This window comes from Lentzea xerophila, from assembly GCF_051094245.1.
Classification (GTDB): Bacteria; Actinomycetota; Actinomycetes; order Mycobacteriales; family Pseudonocardiaceae; genus Lentzea; species Lentzea xerophila.
This window is the reverse complement of sequence record NZ_CP194934.1, coordinates 1,921,223-1,940,857: the sequence shown is the minus strand read 5'-3', so window position 1 is coordinate 1,940,857 and position 19,635 is coordinate 1,921,223. Positions and strand designations below refer to the sequence as shown.

Here is a 19,635-nt window from a genome sequence, read left to right as displayed (position 1 = left end):
GACTCGACCTAGTCGATGGTCGAGACGAGCTTCCGGAGTTCCCGGTCGAAGTCGATCCACAGGTCTTCCTCGCCTGGCTGAACGACGTCGTAGGACCGGTCGAGGAACTCGGCCAGCTCCTCCGCCACCGCGCTCAGGACCGCGGACCCGGCCGGAGTGCTGAGTTCCACGATGACCCGGCTCGGGTCGTCGGCCGCCGGCCGCACCAGGACGTCGCCCTCCCCTGCCGGCGCCAGCAGGCCGTCGGCCAGCAGGTCGCGGGCGAACATCCACGTGACCTGCCCTCCGCCGGCGTGGAACACGACCGTGACCGCGTACGGGTCCTCCGTGGCGTACGTCAACTCCGCTTCCACCGGTACCGGCGCCACGCCGGGAGCCAGCAGGTGGAGCGTCGTCCTGGCGGTCAGATCTCCGTTGCTCATGGTCGCTTTCCTCCTCGTAGCCGGCGAGACCAGCGTCAGTCAGCGGGGGGTGGGCCTGGGTCACGCACAGGCCGCGAGCGGGGTGATGTGCCTGGCTTCGCCCGTGGCAGCGCGCAAGCTCTTGCGGCACGCCGCGATTAACCGGGTGGTGGCCGCGCTTCCGCCCTCACCGCACCGTTGGCAGCGCATCAGGACGTCACGGGTCAGCTCGTCGATGACGATGCCCAGCGGCGTCCGGCAGGCGCGGCACCAGCGGTGGCGGGTGACCTGGTTGACGTGCACGGGCGAGGAGACGCACTGGTGGATCCACCTGCCGTGCACGTGGCAGGTGAGCCGGTCGTCGGGCGCCATGAAGCCGGCGTCCTCGGCGCGGTCCTCGATGACCAGACGTTGGGCGAATGTCGCGTTCATGACGACGTTCCTCCGATCTCGGCTTTCACGGGTACGTCGGGCACAACCAATGCTGGCGTTGGGTGACCCGGGAGACATCGGCCATCCGACGATGTACTGGGATTCAGCCGTTGACCTGCGGCGATAGCGGGGCGCAAGAGCATCTTCCCTGGTCGGCGCGGACACCTGTGGAGGTGACCTACGGAGTCTCGCGCCCGGCCGGTGACCCATCGTTCGCGGCAGGATCCCCGGTCCTGCCTGCTCGGTGTGCGCCGCTCGGGAAAATCTCACCTTCGGGCACCAACTGTTGTCTGCCAGTGCGGACCGGGGTTACGACAAGCTCCCGCTGAGTAGCCGTCGCACTACCGTCCGATACATCGCTTCGGCGGACCGCCTCACGATCGCGGTCCGCGTCATTTCCTTTTCAGCTGGGAGGGCTGATGCTGGACGCTGCCACTTTTTCCGATCCGAGCGCGGACCGCGCCTGGTCGGAGACCGAGTTCCTGTCCGCCGCGATGCGGTGGCACTTCGATCCGCGGACGGGATCACCTTTCTGGCTGGAACGGGCACGCTCGCTCGACTTCGATCCGCGCGAGGACATTCGGACGCATGCCGACCTGCGGCTGTTCCCGAACGTGGCGAACGAGTTCAGAGATGTTCCCTTGGAGGAACTCATCCCGCGCGGCTACAACGGCAAGGCAGACATCATCGGCTCGTACGACAGCGGCGGGACGACGGGAACGCCCAAGCGGGTGCTGCTGATGTCGGACTGGTTCACCGAGTTGTTGTCCTGGAAGTCGGACCGCATGGACGCGCTCGGGTTCCCCCGCGGCGTCAACTGGCTGACGCTCGCCCCGACCGGTCCGCACATCTTCGGCCGGCTCATGGCGGAACTCCCGCGCATGCGCGGAGGGATCGGGTTCAGCGTCGACCTGGATCCGCGGTGGGTCCGTCGCAGCCTTCAGGAAGGACGGGCCGCGGAGGCCGGTCGCTATGCCGAACACATCGTGGACCAGGCGGAATCCGTTCTCGCGCAACAGAATGTCGGCGTTCTCGTGATCACGCCGCCTTTGCTGGAACGGATGGCCGAACGGGACCACCTGGTCAAGGCGATCAACGAGAAGGTGTCCGTCATCATGTGGGGCGGCGCTCACCTGGACGCCGACACCCGTGCGATTCTGCAGCAGGACGTCTTTCCGGACGTGCGGTTGCGCGGCCAATACGGCAGCACGATGATCCTCGGTGGCACGATGGAGCGGCCGAGCGACACGGACGGCTCTGGTCCGTGCGTGTTCGATTCCTTCTCACCCTTTGTCAGCTTCGAAGTCGTCGACCCGGACACGCGGACTCCGGTCGCGGACGGCGAGCGCGGCCGGGTCGTCACGCACCACATCAGCAAGTCCATGTTGCTGCCCAACAATCTCGAGCGGGACGAAGCCATGCGGATGCCGGCTCTCCCCGGCGCGCTCGGCGTGTCGGTAGCGGACGTGACGCCGGTCGCGGTGTTCGAGCAGGCGCAGGTGATCGAGGGTGTGTACTGAGCCCGTGCGCCTGGACGCGCTGGGTGTGCAGGGTTCCTACAGCACCACGCGTACCAGTCGTGTGTCCGGTGTGGACGGCAGCGAACTCGCTGTGATGAGTGTTGTTCCACCGATGTACGTCCGGCGGAACCTACGCGCGCTGCGCGATGCCCGTCCACTGTCACGCGCGGAGCGGTTCAGGGCACTTGCCGCCGCTGGTGAGTTGTTCCTGGGCACGGTCGACGGAGTGACCTTGGACGAGCATGAACGCCGTGTGTCTCTTTCCAGCGGTGTCGCGCTTCCCGTGGTGCGCGAGGCTTCGCGGCGAATCGCCGAGACGGCGGCCCAGGCGGAGGCGACCGTCACCGGAGCACAGCCTCGGACCTCCGTGCAGGACTGGCGGAACGTTCGGGACGCGGGCGCGCTGTGGGTTCGGCGCGGCGAAGTGCTCGCGGTGCTGGCACCGGGTAACCATCCCGCGGTGCACGCCGCGTGGCTCGAAGCACTCGCGCTGGGCTACCGCGTCGCTGTCCGGCCGTCCCAACGCGAACCGTTCACGCCACGCCGGTTAGTGAGTGCGTTGCGCGCCAGCGGTTTCCACGACGACCAGGTGGTTCTGCTGCCCTGTGACCACGCCACCGCCGACGTGCTCGTCGATGCGGCGGATCTGGCTTTGGTCTACGGCGGTGACGACGTCGTGGCGGCATACGGCGCTCGTTCCGACGTGCTGGTCCAGGGGCCCGGGCGTTCCAAGGTACTGCTCGCCCGGGACGACTGGCGTGATCACGTCGACACGATCGTCGACTCGGTCAGTGGATTCGGCGGGACGGCGTGCGTCAACACCTCGGCCGTGTTCGTGGAGGGCGACGCGGCCGCGGTGGCGAAGGAGCTGGCGCGCAGGCTCGGTGAACTCCCCGTTCTTCCTCCGCTGCACGAGAACGCCGTGCTGCCGACGTTCTCACTCGAACGCGCAAGGGCAACCGAGGCCTACTTGCGGGCGCAGGCAGCCGATGCCGAGTTCATGGCGGGCGAGAACGCAATCGCCGAACTGGACACAGGCGGTGCCGTGCTGCGTCCCGCGGTCGTGCTGCTCGCACAGGCCACCGCGCCACAGGCGCAGATCGAGCTGCCTTTCCCTTGCGCGTGGGTGGTTCCGTGGTCTCGTGCGGACGGCATCGGTCCGTTGAGGAACACCCTCACGCTGACCGCGATCACCACGGACAGCGAACTGCTCGAGTCGCTGGCCGAGGACGGTTCGATCAGCAACCTCCACATCGGAGACAACCCCACCCACCACATGCGCCCGGGACTTCCGCACGACGGGCACCTCGCGGAGTTCCTGATGAAGAGCAAGTCAGTCCTGCCGTGACCGACTCCGTTCGCTGAAGAGGGGAAACGACATGCTTGACCGCCACGATGAGCAACGGTTGCGCGCGGCCATGGACATCGCTGCCCGTGCCACAGCCGAGGATTTCCTTGCCGGAGCAGTCGGTGGGGAGTTCCCGGAAAGCGCCCGGATGAGCTTCGACCATGCCGGGGTCCTGGTCTTTCCGGACAGCGTTGACGACGTCGTCGGGTTCTGCGTGAACGAGGGTTACGAAGTCGACGAGCCGTTCCCCAGTGTGGTGGTCCGGGATCGCCTCGCCCGGCGCTACCGGGTGAGCGCGCGCGATCTGAACGTCTCCATCGTGCGGGCCCACCGGCGTCACGGAGGCCAGGCCGGGCTGGAGATCTTCGTGCTGCCGCAGGAGAACGCCTCCGTTCACAGTGGACTGGTGGCGCGGGAGAGGTCGACGGGAGCGGAGTCGCATCTCGCCTGGTTCGTCCCCGGCGACGAGCTGGAGGCGGTGTGGCGTCGCTGCCGGCAGCTCGACATGCGCACGGACGGCTGCGGCTACAACCCGAACGAACATGCCGCCACCGGCGGCCGCACGGTGCTGTACTTCCAGGCGGGGTCGGCTGCGTCGCATCTCGGGCGGCTGGAACTGACCACGTCCGGGCATCGCACCGACGTTCTCGACGCGCACCGCTCGGCTGAGGCCGAGAATCTGGACGAGCACACGGCGTTGCTGTCGATCCTGGCAGGCCATTGGGCGGCCAGGGCTGTTCATGTGGCCGCGCAGATCGGGCTTGCGGACGTGCTGGACTCCTCCCGCCTCAGCGCGGCCGATGTCGCCGAACGTACCGGTTGTGACCCTGCTGCCATCACGCGACTGTTGCGGTACCTGGAGCGCGTCGGTGTGGTCCGTCAGCTCGACGACGCGACGTACGCCAACACGGAGATGGGCAACCTTCTGCATTCGAGCAACCCGTTCAGCGACCTCACGCGGCTGTACGGCGGTGGGTTCTACGACGCGTGGAGCGAGCTCGGCGCGACGGTGCGCACGGGTGCGACGGCGTTCCGCCACCGGTTCGGTGTCGAGCACTTCGAACACTTCGCCGGAAATCCCGAAGAAGCCCGGACGTTCGACCGGGCGATGCAGGCCGTGGCGGAGCTCGTGGCCGACGAGATGGCCCGAACCTACGACTTCCCCATCGGGGCAACGGTGATCGATGTCGGTGGCGGCAACGGAACGCTCCTGCAAGCCGTGCTCCGGGAGCACGATGAGGTCTCCGGTGTCGTGTTCGACCGCGATCACGTGACCACACACGCCGCGTCGCTGCACCACGGCGAGAAGCGGTTCCGCACTGTTTCGGGTGACTTCTTCACCAGTGTGCCCTCGGGCGGTGACGTGTACGTGCTTTCCCGTGTGCTGCACGATTGGAGCGACGAGGATTGTGCACGGATTCTGGCCAACTGCCGCGACGCGTGTCAGGACGGTGCGACCCTGCTCGTTCTCGAGCGCTTCCTGCCCGAGGCCGGCACGCCACCGCGGGCAGGCGATCTGGGGGCGGTGTGGGACCTGCAGATGCTCGCCGTCACCGGCGGCCGTGAGCGCGAGCGGTCCGAGTACGAGAAGCTGTTGCTGGACGCGGGTTTCCAGGTCCAGGAGATGCGAGCGCTACCGGTGGACCTGAACCTGGTGGTGGCGAAGGCCTGCTGATCGAGGCGCCGTCGTGGTCAGCCGGCCGCGTTCTCACGCCGGCATCCGTCCAGCAGCAGCCTGATGGTCAGCCGCGCGTCGTAGTCGGGATCGACCCGCTCGGCGCCCGCACAGATGTCGCCGATCGCGCGAAGCAGTTGGTACGCGGGGATTTCCGCCGTGATCTCACCCGCGTCGCGGGCGGCGGCGAGGATGTCGGCGAGCACCGGCACGAGCCGGTCGAGGAACAGCGCGTGCAGGGTGGCGAAGCCGTCGGGGTCGTTGCGGGTCGCGGCGCCGAGGCCGTGCTTGGTCACGAGGAAGTCCGCGAACAGGTCCACCCACTGGCGCAGCGCCGCGAACGGTGACGGCGCCGTCGCGAGCAGAGCGGGCCCGGCTTCGGCGCAGGCGTCGACCTGGTGCCGGTACACCGCCACGACGAGATCGGCCCGCGTGGGGAAGTGCCGGTAGATCGTTCCCATGCCGACGCCCGCCTCGGCGGCGATCCGGCGCACCGGCGCGTCCACCCCGTCGGTCACGAACACCGAGGCCGCGGCATCGAGCAGCGCCTTCTCGTTGCGCCGTGCGTCCGCACGCTTGGCCGACGCCTCCCCTGCACCCACGCAGCACTCTCCCATCACTCACGCTTGCCAAGCGGAACATTGCTCCGTATATTCGGAACTGCGCTCCGGTTAGGAGTCTAGCAACGCCCGCCCACGTTCGAGAAGGACCCTCTCATGCCCGTGACCAGCACCGCCGTACCCGCTTTCGCCACCCCGATCATCAGCGTCAAACCGGTCGTGCTGCCCGCGCCGGACCGTGGCGACGACCTGCAGGTGCGCGTGTCGGCACCGGCCCGGGGCACCGGCCTGCCGATCATCGTCTTCGCCCACGGCTTCAGCCAGTCGATGTCCTCGTACGACCCGCTGGTCGACTTCTGGGCCTCCAACGGCTTCGTCGTCGTGCAGCCGACGTTCCTGGACTCGATCACCCTCGGCGTCACGCCCGCGGACCCCCGGTACTCCGACATCTGGCAGATCCGCGTCCAGGACGTCCAACGGGTGCTCGACGACCTCGGCGACATCCTCGGCGCGGTCCCCGGCCTGGCCGAGCGCGTCGACCGCGACCGCCTCGCCGTCGCGGGACATTCCTGGGGCGGCCAGACGGTCGGCATGCTGCTCGGCGCCCGCGTCGTCGGCGCGGACGGCACCCCCGGCCCCGACCTGACCGACGCCCGCGTCAAAGCCGGCGTGCTCCTCGCGACGACAGGCTTCGGCGGCGACGCCCTGACACCGTTCGCCCAGGAGAACTTCTCCTTCATGTCGCCCGACTTCGCCAACCTGACCACGCCCGCGCTCGTCGTCGCCGGTGACCACGACCAGTCCCTGCTCTCGACGCGCGGCCCCGACTGGTTCACCGACGTCCACCACCACAGCCCCGGCGCCCGCGACCTGCTCACGTTGTTCGGCGGGGAGCACTCGCTCGGCGGGATCCACGGCTACAACGCCACCGACACGACCGACGAGAGCCCCGAGCGCGTGGCGCTGGTTCGGCGGGCGTCCTGGGCCTATCTGCGCGACGCCCTGGGCATCGACGGCCTGGCGTGGAAGCAGGTGCAGGCGGAGCTCGCGGAGTCCGCCGACCCGATCGGGCGCATCGACACCCGGTGAGAAACGAAGACAAGTCGGAGCTCGGCGCGTTGCACTACGTCGGACCTGACCCGGACGATGCACACGGTCAGTTCGGTTCATGGGCGTCCGTCGCGACCGAGGAACTCGGGGGCACTCCGCCCGTGCTGTACATCGACAGGGCCAACGAGACGCCGTTCCCGCCTGGCGCGGCAATCAGCCTGGACGTCATCACGAAAGCGCTGGGCGAGTTCCAGCTGACCGGCAACCGCCCCACCTGCGTCCAATGGCAGAGGACCGCCAACATCCTCTGAAACGAAGAACGCCGGTCACGCGCTCCGCGTGACCGGCGTTTCTGGGACCAGTTCTCAGCCGACCTCGGCCATGACCTCGTCCGACACGTCGAAGTTCGCGAAGACGTTCTGCACGTCGTCGCAGTCCTCCAGCGCGTCGATCAGCTTGAAGATCTTCTTCGCGCCCTCGGCCTCCAGCTGCACCGACACCGACGGCAGGAAGCTCGACTCGGCCGACTCGTAGTCGATGCCCGCGTCCTGCAGGGCCTTGCGCACCGGGATCAGGTCGCCGGCCTCGGACACGACCTCGAAGGCCTCGCCCAGGTCGTTGACCTCCTCGGCGCCGGCCTCCAGCACCGCCAGCATCACGTCGTCCTCGGTCGTGCCCGCCTTCGGCACGATCACGACGCCCTTGCGGCTGAACATGTACGACACGGAGCCGGGGTCGGCCATCGAACCGCCGTTGCGGGTCATGGCCGTGCGGACCTCGGTCGCGGCGCGGTTGCGGTTGTCCGTGAGGCACTCGATGAGCACCGCGACACCGTTGGGGCCGTAGCCCTCGTACATGATGGTCTGCCAGTCGGCGCCGCCCGCCTCCTCGCCACCGCCGCGCTTGCGGGCGCGCTCGATGTTGTCCAGCGGCACGGAGTTCTTCCGGGCCTTCTGGATCGCGTCGTACAGCGTCGGGTTGCCATCCGGGTCCCCACCACCGGTGCGGGCCGCCACCTCGATGTTCTTGATCAGCCGCGCGAAGAGCTTGCCGCGCTTGGCGTCAATGGCGGCCTTCTTGTGCTTGGTGGTCGCCCACTTGGAGTGGCCGCTCATTTCTCCTCCGAACCAGTCAAACCACGAACCATGTCCACGAACAGGCGGTGGACGCGCTCATCCCCCGTGAGCTCCGGATGAAACGCCGTTGCCAGCACCTTGCCCTGCCTGACCGCGACGATCCTACCGGCGGCATCGCCCGCCTCAGCCGTAACGGGCACGGTAGCGAGAACCTCGACGTCACCGCTCACCGCCTCCACCCACGGCGCACGGATGAACACGGCGTGCACGCGCTCGCCGGCCAGGTCGAGGTCGGTCTCGAACGAGTCGATCTGCCGCCCGAACGCGTTGCGCCGGACGGTGATGTTCAGGCCGCCGAGCTGGTGCTGGTCCTCTCGCCCGTCGAGCACGTCGTTGGCCAGCAGGATCATGCCCGCGCACGACCCGTAGGCCGGGAAACCAGCCTTGATCTTCGCCCGCAACGGCTCGAGCAGCTCGAAGTTGTCCAGCAGCTTGCTCATGGTCGTCGACTCGCCGCCGGGGATGACGATCCCGTCCAGCTCGTCGAGCTCTTCGGCGCGACGCACGGGCCGTGCGGTGACATCGCACTTCGCGAGCGACACGAGGTGCTCCTGGACATCGCCCTGAAGAGCGAGCACGCCAATGACGGGAGGGGCAGCGACAACCATGCCTACCAGCATATTCGAGGTTTCGAACGCCGCGAGCCGCCCCCTTCGTGAGGGGACGGCTCGCGGCCTGAACGGGATGCGTCAGTCGGTGGTGACGAGTTCCCGCTGTTCCGCCGGACGGCGCGACTGCACGTAGCGCCACCCGAGGAACAAGATCAGGGCGAGCACCGGGATGGACCAGAACGCGATCCTCTCCGCCGCTCCTTCGGAGAACGCCATCTGCCCGACCACCAGCGCCAGGAACGCGAGCGTCCCGTAGGAGGTGTAGGGCGCGCCGGGCATCCGGTACGAGGGCCGTTCCAGCTCTCCCGCCATCGCCTTCCTGCGCAACCGGAGCTGGCAGATGATCAATGTGGCCCAGGTGGACACGACACCGAGCGAGGCGACGGCGATCGCGATGTCGAACGCGTCCTTGGGCACGGTGTAGTTGAGCACCACACCGAACAGATACGCCGCACCGGTGAAGAGAATGCCTCCGAAAGGAACGTGCCGGGAGTTCATCTTGCCGGTGAACGCGGGCGCCTCGCCCTTCTGCGCGAGTGACCGCAGGATGCGGCCGGTCGAGTAAAGGCCGGAATTGCACGAGGACAGTGCCGCGGTGAGCACGACGGCGTTCATGATGTCGCCGACCGCCGGAATTCCCAGAGCGGAGAAAACGGTCACGAACGGCGACTCGGTGCCGGTGTAGTGGTCCCAGGGCAGCAGCATCGTCAACAACAGCACCGAACCGACGTAGAAGATCGCGATCCGGTACACCACGCCGTTGATGGCGCGCGGCATGATCTTCTCCGGGTCCTTGGTCTCGCCCGCGGCGATACCGACGAGCTCGATGGCCGAGTACGCGAAGATGACGGCCTGCAACGTCATCAGGGCGACGCCGAAGCCGGCCGGGAAGAGTCCGCCGTGGCTCACGGTGTTCGTGACGGAAGCCGTGGTGCCGCCGATGTCCGCGGCGGCGATGACGAGCCCGACGCCGGTCACCAGGAACACGACGATGGCCGTTACCTTGATGACGGAGAACCAGAACTCCAGCTCACCGAACAGCTTGACGGACAACATGTTGATCGCGACCAGCACGACGAGGGCGACCAGCGCGGTGATCCACTGCGGCAGGTCCGGGAACCACTTGTGCATGTAGATCGCGACGGCGGTGATCTCGGCGATGCCCGTCATCGCCCAGTTCACCCAGTACATCCAGCCCGATGTGAAGCCGGCCCACGGGCCGATGAACTCGCGGGCGTACTCGACGAAGCTGCCGGCGACCGGGCGGTGCAGCACCAGTTCACCCAGCGCGCGCATGACGAAGAACGCCGCGAGGCCGCACACCGCGTACGACAGGATCAGCGACGGCCCCGCTGTGGCGAGGCGTCCGCCCGCGCCCAGGAAGAGGCCGACGCCGATCGCGCCACCGATGGCGATCATCTGCACCTGGCGCTTGCTCAGCGCCTTGGTGTAGCCGTCCGCATCAGTTTCCACAGAACTCACTCGGAGGTTCCTTCCGAAAACGGAAAAACGCTCGCGTCGGAACCTCCCGCGCCCCGACGCGCTGATGCGTTGGGACATTAGTGAGTGGCCGTCGTCACCAAGAAATCACCTAGGGAAGGCTTAACGTAAGGGACGTCACAGAGAGCCGCGTTCAGGTCCGACCAAATGTCTTCGACGTGCTCGAGTCCCACGGAAATGCGCAGCAAATTGTCCGGAACTCCCGATGCGCGCAGTTCTTCGCCGGGTACCAGGCGATGGGTCAACGCCGAGGGGTGCTCGATCAACGTGTCGACCGACCCCAGCGACACGGCGGGCGTGATCAGCTTCAGCCGTCGCACAACCGACGTCGGGTCGCCGTGCACGCCGAACGCGATCATCGCGCCGGTCCCCCGCATCTGCCGTGACGTGGACGGGTAGCGCACGAACTCGACGGCGTCGTGCTCCGCGAGCCGCGCGGCCAGCACGGCGGCGGACCGGGAAGCCGCCTCGACGCGCAGTGGCAGGGTGGCCAGGCCGCGGTGCAGCAGGTAGCCGCCGAGGGGGTGCAGCACGGCCCCCGTGATGATCCTGACCTGCCGCAACGCCGCCGCGTCCTGCTCGGAGCACGCCACGACGCCGCCCAGCACGTCACCGTGCCCGCCGAGGTACTTGGTGCCGGAGTGCAGCACGTAGGAGGCGCCGTGCAGCGCCGGGTTCTGCAGGATCGGCGTCGCGAAGGTGTTGTCGACCATCACCGGCACCGAGCCGGCCTGGCGCACGACGTGCTCGATGTCGACCAGGTCCAGGTTGGGGTTGGCGGGCGTCTCGACGACCACGAGCCCGGTGTCCGGCCGGATCGCGGAGGACACCAGGCCCGCTTCCACGTAGGTGGTCCTGACGCCCAGGAGACCGGACGACAGCAGGTGGTCGGTGCCGCCGTACAACGGCCGCACGGCCACGACGTGCGGCTTTCCCGCCATCACGCAGGCGGCCTGGACCACGGCGGTCACCGCCGCCATGCCGCTGCCGAACGCCACGGACGTCTCGGTGCGCTCGAGGGCCGCGAGTGCCTGTTCGAACCGGGCCACCGTCGGGTTGTGCAGCCGCGCGTACACGGGCGAGGTGGCCCGCGCGGCGCCCGTGGCCCACTCACCCAGCGCTTCCCCGCCGAGTGCCTGGTCGGGCACGGGGTAGGTGGTGGACAGGTCGATGGGAGGCGCGTGCACGCCGAGTTCCGCGAGGTCGTCACGGCCGCCGTGCACTGCGATGGTCTCGATGCGCGTCATGGCCCGAATGGTGGAGACTTCCTCGGCAGAATGGGCAACGAACCGCAGCTGATTCGGTGAAACGGAGAAGAGCCGTGCTGGATTCGATCGACGAGGCCATCGTGCGGGAGCTGCGGAAGGACGCGCGGCTGCAGAACAAGGACCTGGCCGAACGCGTCAACGTCGCGCAGTCCACGGCGGTGGTCCGGCACCGGGCCCTGCGGGAACGCGGAGTGATCACCGGCTATCACGCGGAGGTCGACCCGAACGCGGTCGGACAGCACGTGCAGGCGATGCTCGCGGTGAAGATCCGGCCGCACACCAAAGAGATCGTCGACCCGTTCATGGCCTATGTGCTGTCACTGCCGGAAACGCTCGCGCTCTCCCATGTGACGGGTCCGGAGGATTTCCTGGTGCACGTCGCGGTAGCGGACGTCGGCCATCTGCAGCGACTCGTGCTCGACAAGTTCACCAGCCGGCGGGAAGTGACCGAGGTTCATACGAACCTGCTCTTCTCGCACGTTCGCAAGCATTGACCGGAGCCTTTATGCCACGCCGACGAGCCGCAGCCCCGCCGTGGTCGCCGCGGCCAGCACGATGACGGCCACGAACGGCAGCTTCCGCCACGCCGCGAGCCCGCCGACGACGACCCCGGTCGCGAGCGCCCAGCCGCCGAACTGCTTGCCGTTCGTCAACGCCGAGATCGCCACCAGCGCGAACAGCAGCACCGTCGCCGAGGCGGTCATCAGTTCGCGGACCCGGTCGGGCAACGTGATCCGGTCCCGCAGCAGCGGACCGGCCAGCCGGATCGCGAACGTGCCCGCGGCGAGGATCAGGACTGCGGTGACGGGCACGGTTCCACCTTCTTCGTCTTGAACACGAACAGCCCGGCGAGCGCGAGCAGCACCGGCAGACCCGCGGGCAGGAACGGCGTCGTCGCGAGCGCGATCGCCGCGCCGACCAGCGCCGCGTTGCGCGTCGCCGCGTCCTTGAGCGCGGGCAGGGTGAGCGCGAGCAGCGCCGCCGGGAAGGCCGCGTCCAGGCCGAACGTCATCGTGTCGCCGATCGCCTGGCCGGCGAGCGCACCGACCAGCACACCGACGTTCCAGCTGAAGAACAACGACACGCCGCACGCCCAGTAGGCCGCACGCGCTCTCGCGGGGTCCTTCTGCGCCATCGCGAAGGCCGTCGACTCGTCGATGAGCAGGTGACTGCCGACGATCCGGGCGAGGGGGCCGCGCCCCAGCACGTCCCCGATCGCGAGCCCGAACGGCAGGTGCCGCGCGTTGAGCACCAGCCCGGCCAGCACCGCGGCCGCGGGGCTGCCACCGGCGGCGACGACGCCCACCGCCATGAACTGCGAGCCGCCCGCGAAGATCACCAGCGACATCAGCACCGGCATCCACCACGGCAGACCGGACCCGACCGAGATCGCGCCGAAGGAGGCGCCGGTGACCGCGGCACCCAGTGCGACTGCGGCGACGTCACGCAGGAGCACAGCATCAAGGGTTCGCCATATCGAACGCATCACCCATTACGATGAACACTGGAACGGGTGTTCGTCAAGCCGAACGGATGGACTTCTGTGTCGAACGCACCACTCGACCTCATCGCGGCCAACCTCCGGCGCGAGCGCGACCGCACCGGAATCTCGCTCTCCGAGCTCGCCAAGAAGGCCGGCATCGCGAAGTCGACGCTCTCCCAGCTGGAGTCGGGCTCCGGCAACCCCAGCGTCGAGACCCTCTGGGCACTCGGCGTGGCTCTGGGAGTCCCGTTCAGCCAGCTCGTCGAACCCGCCGTGCCGCGCGTCCAGGTGATCCGCGCCGGCGAGGGGCCGATCATCCACTCCGAACGCGCGCACTACTCCGCGACCCTGCTCGCCGCGTGCCGGCCGGGCACCAAGCACGACATCTACTGGCTGGCCCTCGAACCGGGCGGCGCCCGCGAGTCCCTGCCGCACGTGCCGGGCAGCGTCGAGCACATGATCGTGGCGTCCGGGCGGTGCCTGGCGGGCCTCGCCGACGACCCGGTCGAGCTGGGTCCCGGTGACTACATCGTCTATCCCGGGGACCTGCCGCACATCTGCAAGGCGCTGGAGGCGGGGACGACCGCGATGATGGTGATGGAGCACACCGTCTAGCCGAGCCGGCTGACCGGTTGCCCGACCTGCGGGACGACTGGATCGCCGACGACCTTGAGACGCGGCCCGCGATCCGGCGCAGGCAGGCGGACGGAGCGACAACGGACGCGGCGGGACCAGCCGGCATCCTCCCGCCCGGGTCACCGGCCGATCGTGCCGGGCCGGCCCCACGGGCATGACGCCATCTCCGCGGCCATCCAGGATCTCCCGTGTGACCGGGCCGTGAACGACGAACGGGCCGGGTCGCGTAGTGCGACCCGGCCCGTTCTTCCCACTTAAACCTATAGCAGGTGGGGGCCCTTGCCACAAGACCCCGTTCATCGTTCACACTCATCGCCTCATGCCAGAACACAGGCGCACTGGGGAGCACGTGGGGTACGAAGAAGAACTGCAGTCCGAGCGTGACTACGTTGCCGGGCTCTACGCACGGCTCGATGGCGAACGTGCGCGGGTGAAGGCCGCGTACCAGTCGGCGCTGGGTGGCACCGGCGGGACCGCCATGGATCGCGACAACGAGGTGCGCGCCCGGCACCGTGAGATGAAGCGCCTGAACGTCGCCGACTACGGGCTGTGCTTCGGCCGGCTCGACAGCGCCGACGGGGACGTCTCCTACGTCGGCAGGATCGGCCTGTTCGACGAGTTCGACGACTTCGAACCGTTGCTGCTCGACTGGCGTGCGCCGGCGGCGCGGCCGTTCTACACCGCCACCGGCGCGAACCCCGAGGGCATGCGCCGGCGCCGCCAGTTCCTCACCCGCCGGCGCTCGGTGGCCGGGTTCACCGACGAGGTGTTCGGCAAGCTCGGTGAGGAGCAGGGCGACGTGGCCCTGCTGGAGGCATTGAACGCGCCGCGCGGCGAGGGCATGCGCGACATCGTGGCGACCATCCAGTCCGAACAGGACGCGATCATCCGGCTCGACCACCCCGGCGTGCTGGTGATCGAGGGCGGGCCCGGCACGGGCAAGACCGTCGTGGCGCTGCACCGCGTCGCGTACCTGATGTACACGCAGCGCGAGCGCATGGAACGGCACGGCGTGCTCGTCGTCGGCCCGAACCCCGCGTTCCTCAACCACATCGGCCGCGTGCTGCCGTCGCTGGGCGAGTCGGACGTCGTGTTCTCGACCGCGGGCAGCCTGTTGCCGGGCCTGGTCGTGACCGCCGAGGACACGCCGGAAGTCGCGCGGACCAAGGGTTCGCGCAAGATGGCCGACGTGCTGAAGGCGGCCGTCGCCGCCCGGCAGCGGATCCCCGCCGAGCCGATCCCGATCGGCATGAAGGACGTCGTCGTGCAGATCGGCGCCGACGTCGCCGAGTGGGCCCGGCAGGAGGCACGCGACAGCGGTCTGCCGCACAACGAGGCCCGCAAGGTGTTCCGCGAGATCGTCACGTACGTCCTGACCGAACGCGCGATCGGCCGGATCGGGAAGGGCTGGATGTCCCGGTCCGACAAGCAGGCCTGGGAGGAGATGCGGGCCGGTCTGGTCCAGGACCTCAACGACGACGAGACTTTCGTTGCGGCGCTTGACTCCCTGTGGCCGATCATGACGCCGTTCGAGCTGCTCGGCTCCCTGTACACGACGCCGGAGCAACTGGCCGCGGCGGGCGGTGACCCGTCGTTGCACCGCGAGGACGGCGAGGCCTGGACGGTCTCGGACGTGCCGTTGCTCGACGAGCTGCACGACCTGCTGGGCCGCGACGGCACCGAGCAGGCCGTCGACCAGGCCGCCGCGGCCGAACGCGCGGCCGAGGCGCGGTACGCGGCCGAGGTGCTCGACAGCATGGTCAGTCGCGTGGACCACATGGACGACGAGGACCACCTCTTCGCCACGGACATGCTGGAGGCAGGCGACCTGGCCGAGCGCTTCGAGCAGCACGACCAGCGCACGCTCGTCGAACGCGCGCTCGCGGACCGGAGCTGGACCTACCGGCACGTCGTGGTCGACGAGGCCCAGGAACTGTCCGAGATGGACTGGCGGGTCCTGATGCGCCGGTGCCCCGGTCGTTCGTTCACGGTGGTGGGCGATCTGGCGCAACGTCGTGCGGCGGCGGGTGCCACCTCGTGGGCCGAGATGCTCGAACCGTACGTGCCGGGCCGCTGGGAGTACCGGTCGTTGACGGTCAACTACCGCACGCCCGCGGAGATCATGGCCGTCGCCGCACGGGTGCTGGCCGAGTTCGCGCCGGACGTGCAGGCGCCGGAGTCGGTGCGCGCCAACGGTGTTCAGCCGTGGGCCCGCCGGGTGACCACGGACGAGCTGCCCGCGGCCATCGAGGAGTTCGTCAAGCAGGAGACCGCTCTCGAGGGAACGAGCGTCGTGATCGGCCCGCCCGGCATGCCCGGAACGGTGCCCGCCGCGGAGACGAAGGGCCTGGAGTACGACTCGGTGCTCGTCGTCGAGCCGGAACGGATCCTCGCGGACGGGCCGCGCGGCGCGGCGGAGCTGTACGTGGCGCTGACCCGTGCCACGCAACGGCTCGGCGTGTTGCACCACGAGCCGTTGCCGGCTGCTCTGTCCGGTCTCGCCGAGACGGTGCGCACATGACTGAAGTACAGTCGATGTGACGCTCTGACCAGCGAAGGCGCACCGCTTCATGCGGTGCGCCTTCGCTGTGAAGCTGCGTCTTACCAGCCGCGCTCGGCCAGGCGGTGCGGCTCCGGGATGTCGTCGACGTTGATGCCGACCATGGCCTCGCCCAGGCCGCGCGAGACCTTGGCGATGACGTCCGGGTCGTCGTGGAAGGTGGTGGCCTTCACGATCGCCTCGGCGCGCTGGGCCGGGTTGCCGGACTTGAAGATGCCGGAACCGACGAACACGCCCTCGGCGCCGAGCTGCATCATCATCGCGGCGTCGGCCGGGGTCGCGATGCCACCCGCGGTGAACAGCACGACGGGGAGCTTGCCGTTCTGCGCGATCTCCTTGACCAGCTCGTACGGCGCCTGGAGCTCCTTGGCGGCCACGTAGAGCTCGTCCTCGGGGAGGTTCTGCAGGCGGCGGATCTCCTGGCGGATCTTGCGCATGTGCGTGGTGGCGTTGGAGACGTCACCGGTGCCGGCCTCGCCCTTGGAGCGGATCATGGCCGCGCCCTCGGTGATGCGGCGCAGCGCCTCGCCCAGGTTCGTCGCACCGCACACGAACGGAACGGTGAACGCCCACTTGTCGATGTGGTTCGCGTAGTCGGCCGGGGTGAGCACCTCGGACTCGTCGATGTAGTCGACGCCGAGCGACGCGAGGACCTGGGCCTCGACGAAGTGGCCGATGCGGGCCTTGGCCATCACCGGGATCGAGACGGCGTTGATGATCCCGTCGATCAGGTCGGGGTCGCTCATGCGGGCCACGCCGCCCTGCGCGCGGATGTCGGCGGGAACGCGCTCGAGTGCCATGACGGCGACGGCGCCCGCGTCCTCCGCGATCTTCGCCTGGGTGGCGTCGACCACGTCCATGATGACGCCGCCCTTGAGCATCTCGGCCATGCCGCGCTTGACGCGGGCGGTACCCGTGACCTGATCAGTGCTCACCGGGGCAACCTTTCACGAGGGGAAGTCTTGGTGAACTCACCGTACGTCTGACGTGGCCCCCTCATCCAAGCCACTGGAGCCGAGAATCAGAAGGCCACTTTCCGATCAACCGCAGGTCGTGACCGGTATCACCGACTGGGCCCGCGAGACGCGTGCGTGAGCCGGTCGACATCCAGTCGGGTCTGAACCCTTGCCCCGGGAGGTGGACGGGTGTGAGATCGAACACTACGACTTGACGGAGGTCGCCATGGGAAGCAAGCACTCCGACAACGGGACACCGGCAGGCGCGGTCGCTGTGGACGACCCGGCCAAGGTCCGCAACGTCGTGCTCGTCGGCCCGTCCGGCGCGGGCAAGACGACGCTCACCGAGGCCCTGCTCGCCGCCACCGGCGTGCTGACCCGCGCGGGATCGGTCACCGAGGGCACCACGGTCTGCGACCACGACCCGGCCGCCGTGCGACAACAACGATCGGTAGGCCTCGCCGTCGCGCCGATCCAGCACGGGGACATCAAGATCAACCTGATCGACACCCCCGGATACGTCGACTTCGTGGGTGAGCTCAGGGCAGGACTACGGGCCGCGGACGCGGCCCTTTTTGTTGTCAACGCCTTCGAGGGCGTCGACTCGGCGACCATCGCGCTGTGGGAGGAGTGCGCTCTCGTAGGCATGCCTCGCGCCGTCGTCATCACACGCACCGACCACCACCGAGCGAACTTCTCCAACGAGGTCATCGAGTGCCAGGCGGCGTTCGGCGCCGGTGTCGTACAGCTGTACATGCAGGAGGGCGACTCGCTGGTCGGGTTGCTGACGTCCGGTGAGAACTACCCGGACGAACGCGCGGCGTTGATCGAGGGGATCATCGCCGAGAGCGAGGACGAGACCCTCATGGACCGCTACCTGGCGGGCGAGGAGATCGACCAGGACACGCTGATCGCCGACCTGGAGACCGCCGTCGCGCGCGGCTCGTTCCACCCCGTGATGCCCGTGTGCGCCGCGACCGGCATGGGCTTGACGGAGCTGTTGGACGGCATCGCGCGCGCGTTCCCGTCACCGCTGGAGCACGAGCTTCCGTCCGTGACGTCGGTGGATGGCATCCCGCAGCCCCGCATGGCCGCCGACCCGGACGGGCCACTCGTCGCCGAGGTCGTCCGCACCGCGGTGGACTCCTACGTCGGCCGCGTGTCGCTGGTCCGCGTCTTCTCCGGCACCCTGCGCCCCGAACGGCCCGTGCACGTCTCCGGCCACGGCATGGCCGACCGCGGACACGAGGACCACGACGCCGACGAGCGCGTCGCCCACATCTACTCGCCGCTCGGTTCCTCCCTGCGCGAGGTGCCCTACTGCGTGGCCGGCGACCTGTGCGCACTCACCAAACTCGCCACCGCCGAAACCGGCGACACCGTCTCCGCCCCCGAGAAGCCACTGCTTGTGGCGCCGTGGGACATGCCGGAACCGTTGCTGCCTATCGCCGTCGTGCCGCGCACCCGCAGCGACGAGGACAACCTCGCCCGCAACCTCAACCGCCTGGTCGCGAGCGACCCGACCCTGCGCCTGGACCGCAACGCCGAGACGCACCAGATGGTCCTGTGGTGCATGGGCGAGGCCCACGCCGACGTCGTGCTGGCCCGCCTGCGCGCCGGCGGTGCGGAGATCGACACCGAACCGGTCCGCGTGGCCCTGCGCGAAACCTTTGCGGGACCGGCGAAAGGCCACGGCCGGCACGTCAAGCAATCTGGAGGTCACGGCCAGTACGCGGTGTGCGACATCGTGGTGGAACCGCTGCCCCGCGGCTCCGGCTTCGAGTTCGTGGACAAGGTCGTCGGCGGGTCGGTCCCCCACCAGTTCATCCCCTCCGTCGAGAAGGGCGTGCGGGCACAGCTGGAACGAGGCCTGCGCGACGGCACCCCTGTCGTCGACGTCCGGGTGACCCTCGTCGACGGCAAAGCACACTCCGTCGACTCCTCGGACGCCGCGTTCCAGACGGCGGGTGCCCTGGCGTTGAAGGAAGCCGCCGCCGTCGGGCGCACGCAGCTGCTCGAACCCATGGACGAGCTAGCGATCCGGTTGCCCGACGAGCACCTCGGGACCGTGCTGGGGGACCTGTCCGGCCGGCGTGGCCGCGTGCTCGGCACCGAGGCGGACGAGGGCGGGCGCACGGTGATCCGCGCGGAGGTGCCGTCGTCGGAACTGCTGCGGTACGCGATCGAACTGCGGTCGCTCACGTCGGGCACCGGCACGTTCACCCGCCGGTTCTCCCGGTACGACCCGCTGCCGGAGGCGCTGGTGGCGCGCACGGGGAGGTAGTCAGCCGATCGTCCGGAGGACCGCCGCCGGTACACCGGCCACGAGGGTGCGGGCGGGGACGTCACGGGTGACCACGGCCCCGGCAGCCACGACGGCGTCCTCGCCGACCGTCACGCCCTGCAGGACCATCGCGGAGGCCCCGATTCCGCACAGCCTTCGACGGAGCACGCCCGTGGAGCGCACCTGGGCACCCGGCTGGCCGTGCTCCCCCGACT

20 protein-coding genes are annotated in these 19,635 nt (G+C 68.9%); 9 read left to right on the top strand and 11 right to left on the bottom strand.

Going from position 1 to position 19,635, the window contains the following annotated elements:
* Nucleotides 1–8: 8 nt before the first annotated feature.
* Together ACRSBM_RS09585 and ACRSBM_RS09580 are read right to left on the bottom strand one after the other, a co-directional pair.
* Nucleotides 9–422, bottom strand: a complete 414-nt coding sequence (locus ACRSBM_RS09585) for an SsgA family sporulation/cell division regulator (RefSeq protein WP_434442032.1) — start codon at nt 420–422, stop codon at nt 9–11.
* Between the two features lie 60 nt (nt 423–482).
* Nucleotides 483–833, bottom strand: coding sequence for a hypothetical protein (locus tag ACRSBM_RS09580; RefSeq protein WP_434442029.1), 351 nt, complete (start codon nt 831–833; stop codon nt 483–485).
* A gap of 419 nt (nt 834–1,252) precedes the next feature.
* Here ACRSBM_RS09580 and ACRSBM_RS09575 point away from each other — a divergent pair, with 419 nt between their 5' ends.
* The 3 genes from ACRSBM_RS09575 to ACRSBM_RS09565 all read left to right on the top strand — a co-directional run bounded on the left by ACRSBM_RS09575 (nt 1,253) and on the right by ACRSBM_RS09565 (nt 5,376).
* Nucleotides 1,253–2,353 carry a phenazine antibiotic biosynthesis protein gene (locus tag ACRSBM_RS09575; protein ID WP_434442026.1) on the top strand — a complete coding sequence of 367 codons (1,101 nt, stop codon included), beginning with the start codon at nt 1,253–1,255 and terminating at the stop codon, nt 2,351–2,353.
* 226 nt (nt 2,354–2,579) lie between these two features.
* Entirely contained in the window at nt 2,580–3,701 is a 1,122-nt protein-coding gene (locus ACRSBM_RS09570; protein ID WP_434442023.1) for an aldehyde dehydrogenase family protein, read from the top strand.
* A gap of 31 nt (nt 3,702–3,732) precedes the next feature.
* The gene (locus tag ACRSBM_RS09565) at nt 3,733–5,376 is read left to right on the top strand and encodes a methyltransferase (protein ID WP_434442020.1); all 1,644 of its coding nucleotides are present in this window, start codon (nt 3,733–3,735) and stop codon (nt 5,374–5,376) included.
* A gap of 17 nt (nt 5,377–5,393) precedes the next feature.
* Here ACRSBM_RS09565 and ACRSBM_RS09560 read toward each other — a convergent pair whose 3' ends face one another.
* Nucleotides 5,394–5,978 (bottom strand): TetR/AcrR family transcriptional regulator, encoded by a 585-nt coding sequence (locus ACRSBM_RS09560; protein WP_434442017.1) that lies wholly within the window; start codon nt 5,976–5,978, stop codon nt 5,394–5,396.
* 114 nt (nt 5,979–6,092) lie between these two features.
* Between ACRSBM_RS09560 and ACRSBM_RS09555 the strand changes: the two genes are divergently transcribed.
* Together ACRSBM_RS09555 and ACRSBM_RS09550 are read left to right on the top strand one after the other, a co-directional pair.
* Nucleotides 6,093–7,025 carry an alpha/beta hydrolase family protein gene (locus ACRSBM_RS09555; RefSeq protein ID WP_434442015.1) on the top strand — a complete coding sequence of 311 codons (933 nt, stop codon included), beginning with the start codon at nt 6,093–6,095 and terminating at the stop codon, nt 7,023–7,025.
* Nucleotides 7,022–7,297, top strand: a complete 276-nt coding sequence (locus ACRSBM_RS09550) for an Imm1 family immunity protein (RefSeq protein WP_434442012.1) — start codon at nt 7,022–7,024, stop codon at nt 7,295–7,297. Before ACRSBM_RS09555 ends, ACRSBM_RS09550 begins: the two co-directional genes overlap by 4 nt.
* Before the next feature lie 54 nt (nt 7,298–7,351).
* Here ACRSBM_RS09550 and ACRSBM_RS09545 read toward each other — a convergent pair whose 3' ends face one another.
* The 4 genes from ACRSBM_RS09545 to ACRSBM_RS09530 form a co-directional block, all read right to left on the bottom strand.
* Complete coding sequence (locus ACRSBM_RS09545) at nt 7,352–8,101, bottom strand: YebC/PmpR family DNA-binding transcriptional regulator (protein ID WP_204766037.1); 750 nt, start codon at nt 8,099–8,101, stop codon at nt 7,352–7,354.
* Entirely contained in the window at nt 8,098–8,730 is a 633-nt protein-coding gene (gene pdxT, locus ACRSBM_RS09540) for a pyridoxal 5'-phosphate synthase glutaminase subunit PdxT (RefSeq protein WP_434442009.1), read from the bottom strand. The genes ACRSBM_RS09545 and pdxT overlap by 4 nt, the downstream gene beginning before the upstream one ends.
* Nucleotides 8,731–8,811: 81 nt before the next feature.
* Nucleotides 8,812–10,152, bottom strand: coding sequence for an amino acid permease (locus tag ACRSBM_RS09535; RefSeq protein ID WP_434453032.1), 1,341 nt, complete (start codon nt 10,150–10,152; stop codon nt 8,812–8,814).
* 140 nt (nt 10,153–10,292) lie between these two features.
* Nucleotides 10,293–11,480, bottom strand: coding sequence for a trans-sulfuration enzyme family protein (locus tag ACRSBM_RS09530; protein WP_434442006.1), 1,188 nt, complete (start codon nt 11,478–11,480; stop codon nt 10,293–10,295).
* Nucleotides 11,481–11,554: 74 nt separating this feature from the next.
* Between ACRSBM_RS09530 and ACRSBM_RS09525 the strand changes: the two genes are divergently transcribed.
* A complete protein-coding gene (locus ACRSBM_RS09525; RefSeq protein WP_434442003.1) occupies nt 11,555–11,995 on the top strand; it encodes an Lrp/AsnC family transcriptional regulator in 441 nt (146 codons plus the stop codon).
* A gap of 9 nt (nt 11,996–12,004) precedes the next feature.
* Here the strand turns inward: ACRSBM_RS09525 and ACRSBM_RS09520 are convergent, their stop codons facing one another.
* Both ACRSBM_RS09520 and ACRSBM_RS09515 read right to left on the bottom strand, forming a co-directional pair.
* Nucleotides 12,005–12,313 carry an AzlD domain-containing protein gene (locus tag ACRSBM_RS09520; RefSeq protein WP_434442000.1) on the bottom strand — a complete coding sequence of 103 codons (309 nt, stop codon included), beginning with the start codon at nt 12,311–12,313 and terminating at the stop codon, nt 12,005–12,007.
* Nucleotides 12,292–12,987 (bottom strand): AzlC family ABC transporter permease, encoded by a 696-nt coding sequence (locus ACRSBM_RS09515; protein WP_434441997.1) that lies wholly within the window; start codon nt 12,985–12,987, stop codon nt 12,292–12,294. The genes ACRSBM_RS09520 and ACRSBM_RS09515 overlap by 22 nt, the downstream gene beginning before the upstream one ends.
* 57 nt (nt 12,988–13,044) lie before the next feature.
* Here ACRSBM_RS09515 and ACRSBM_RS09510 point away from each other — a divergent pair, with 57 nt between their 5' ends.
* Nucleotides 13,045–13,599, top strand: coding sequence for a helix-turn-helix domain-containing protein (locus ACRSBM_RS09510; RefSeq protein ID WP_434441994.1), 555 nt, complete (start codon nt 13,045–13,047; stop codon nt 13,597–13,599).
* A gap of 370 nt (nt 13,600–13,969) precedes the next feature.
* Nucleotides 13,970–16,141 carry an RNA polymerase recycling motor ATPase HelR gene (gene helR, locus ACRSBM_RS09505; protein WP_434441991.1) on the top strand — a complete coding sequence of 724 codons (2,172 nt, stop codon included), beginning with the start codon at nt 13,970–13,972 and terminating at the stop codon, nt 16,139–16,141.
* Between the two features lie 80 nt (nt 16,142–16,221).
* Here the strand turns inward: helR and pdxS are convergent, their stop codons facing one another.
* On the bottom strand, nt 16,222–17,115 hold the full coding sequence (pdxS, locus tag ACRSBM_RS09500; protein ID WP_434441988.1) for a pyridoxal 5'-phosphate synthase lyase subunit PdxS: 894 nt from the start codon (nt 17,113–17,115) through the stop codon (nt 16,222–16,224).
* A gap of 247 nt (nt 17,116–17,362) precedes the next feature.
* Here pdxS and ACRSBM_RS09495 point away from each other — a divergent pair, with 247 nt between their 5' ends.
* The gene (locus tag ACRSBM_RS09495) at nt 17,363–19,420 is read left to right on the top strand and encodes an elongation factor G-like protein EF-G2 (RefSeq protein WP_434441986.1); all 2,058 of its coding nucleotides are present in this window, start codon (nt 17,363–17,365) and stop codon (nt 19,418–19,420) included.
* Here ACRSBM_RS09495 and ACRSBM_RS09490 read toward each other — a convergent pair whose 3' ends face one another.
* Entirely contained in the window at nt 19,421–19,603 is a 183-nt protein-coding gene (locus ACRSBM_RS09490) for a DapH/DapD/GlmU-related protein (RefSeq protein WP_434441983.1), read from the bottom strand.
* Nucleotides 19,604–19,635: the final 32 nt, after the last annotated feature.